The sequence below is a fragment of the Aureibaculum flavum genome (genome assembly GCF_016406085.1).
In the GTDB taxonomy this organism is placed as follows: Bacteria; Bacteroidota; Bacteroidia; order Flavobacteriales; family Flavobacteriaceae; genus Aureibaculum; species Aureibaculum flavum.
In genome coordinates this window covers 1-1,196 of record NZ_JAEHFJ010000031.1, presented here as the reverse complement: position 1 = coordinate 1,196, position 1,196 = coordinate 1, and the positions used below count along the sequence as shown (strand labels likewise).

At 31.4% G+C, this 1,196-nt stretch carries 1 protein-coding gene; it reads left to right on the top strand.

Translation table 11 applies throughout. The features are described from left to right. Nucleotides 1-110 precede the first annotated feature (110 nt). Nucleotides 111-1,079: an IS110 family RNA-guided transposase gene (locus JBL43_RS20130; RefSeq protein ID WP_198843144.1), complete on the top strand. Its 969-nt coding sequence runs from the start codon at nt 111-113 to the stop codon at nt 1,077-1,079. The last annotated feature ends 117 nt before the right edge of the window (nt 1,080-1,196 follow it).

The window sequence follows — 1,196 nt, the reverse complement described above, 5'->3', positions numbered from 1 at the left end:
ATAATCCTCTCTCTTTTCTACTTTAAATCACGTTCAGTTCTGTGAGACTTAGATCTCGTTTTCAAGTTGTTGTGAGTCCAGTAGATTATTCTTTCATAATTCATTATTGTATGAATAAATATACAGAAACTTTTGGAATAGACATTAGTAAAGATGTTTTTGATTGTTATGGCAACAAACAAGGTCATTTACAATTTAAAAACACAGAAAAAGGTTTTCTAAAGTTTCTACAAACTTTAGAAGTCAACACTTTAGTCGTCATGGAAGCCACAGGTTATTATCATTACAGATTAGCACAATTTTTACATAAGAAGAAACAAATTGTATCTGTTGTAAACCCTTTATCTGTAAAGCGTTTCATTCAAATGAAATTAGCTAAAGTCAAAACAGATAAAAGTGATGCTAAAGCAATTTGTGAATACGGAACTATTAATGAAGTTCCACTTTATAACGCCCTTACCGAGGTTCAAAGTGAATGCTTACAACTCTTTAGGTTAATGGATAGTTTTCTGAAAAAACGCACAGCTACAAAGAATAAATTACATGGAGAAGAAGTGTTAGGAATTCCTTCAAATTGGGTGTATCGTTCTTTAAAAAGAGATCGTAAACATTTAGATAAAGAGCTTTTAGGAATTGAGAAACAACTTCTCTCATTAGTAAAACAAGACCAACAGGCACAACTCACTTTATTACAAAGTATACCAGGTATTGGTATGAAAACGGCATTATTCTTAATTGTAGTAACCGATGGTTTTAATAAATTTGAAACAGGATCACAATTATGTAGTTATGTTGGGATTACCCCCACAATAAGAGAGTCTGGCAGCAGTGTAAGAGGTAGGAGCAGAATTAGTAAAGTAGGTAACAGAAAACTACGTAACCTTTTGTTTTTATGTTCTTTTACGGCTTGTAAGCATAACAAAGGGTGTAGAGAAATCTATGAACGAATTGTAAACAAGGGCAAGAGTAAAAAATTAGCTTTAATAGCTGTTTCTAATAAGTTGATAAAGCAAAGTTTTGCAATAGCAAAATCTGGATTGCCCTATGATGAAACCTATGTTTCTGTTTTGTCAAAATAAGGGGTAATAATATGAAAAATAAAAGCTCAAAACACCTATTAATCGTATTTTGAGCCTAGAATAATAGTGTGTAAATTTAATGAAGAAATTGTTTGTTTTTTAGCTCAGTTCTTTGTT